1 protein-coding gene is annotated in these 890 nt (G+C 40.1%); it reads right to left on the bottom strand.

All coding sequences use genetic code 11. The features are described 5' to 3' along the window. Window positions 1–36: 36 nt before the first annotated feature. On the bottom strand, window positions 37–798 hold the full coding sequence (locus A136_RS00005) for an IS5 family transposase (RefSeq protein WP_026028612.1): 762 nt from the start codon (window positions 796–798) through the stop codon (window positions 37–39). Between the last annotated feature and the right edge of the window lie 92 nt (window positions 799–890).

The raw sequence follows: 890 nt of genomic DNA, 5'->3' as shown, positions 1-890 counted from the left end.
ATTAGGGCGTGTTGATCTTTGCTGTACATTTCGCGTTCAACAATACATCGGTAGCCACATTAACATGAATGCCAGCGATAACATGCTGGCATAATTCCTTTCTAGCTTGTCATATCTACTTGAAATAGCTCGATAATGCTTAATTCTCCCAAAGGCATTTTCGACCAAGTGACGATACTTGTATAAACACCAATCCATACTGTCTTTGTCTATATCTTGTCCGTAATTGCGTTTAGCAATTACCGTTTCTCCGCCACGTTCCTTAACAAAAGTACGGAAAGGTTCGCTGTCATATCCTTTATCACAAACGATGGTATTAACTTCATCGAGTTGCTCAACTAAGCTTTCGGCATGCACTATATCGTGGCGTTGTCCCTCTGATAAATCAAAGCAAATCGGCAGGCCACCACTATCTACGGCTAAGTGAATTTTGGTTGAGTTGCCCCCGCGACTTTTTCCTATTTGCTCTGAACTTTCAGTAGCTGCACCTGTACTATGCTGATGTGCTCTAACTATAGAGCCATCAAGAAATACCCATTCAAAATCAGCCATGTTAGATAAACTTTTGAAAAGATTATCTAAAATCCCTTTCTTTGACCAAAGATTAAATCGTCTGTAAACGGTACTCCACTCTCCGAACTCAGAGGGTAGATCTCGCCAAGGAATACCTGTTCTCATTCGATAAAGTATTCCTTCAAATGTCATTCGATGTTCAGTTTTATCGTAAATACGACCTGTACTTTTCATAACTTGGAGTAGCAGTTCCCAGCGAATATCAGTTAGCATTGTTCTTGGCATGGTATTGGTTATGGTTTTACTTTTGGCGAAGCAAATTATAACTCTTTACCATGCTGTTCAAAAAACACTCACGAAAGATCAACACGCCCTAG

The sequence above is a fragment of the Vibrio crassostreae 9ZC13 genome (genome assembly GCF_000272045.2).
In the GTDB taxonomy this organism is placed as follows: Bacteria; Pseudomonadota; Gammaproteobacteria; order Enterobacterales; family Vibrionaceae; genus Vibrio; species Vibrio crassostreae_C.
Note: the sequence above shows the minus strand (reverse complement) of the source record. Positions and strands in the feature narration are given on the sequence as shown.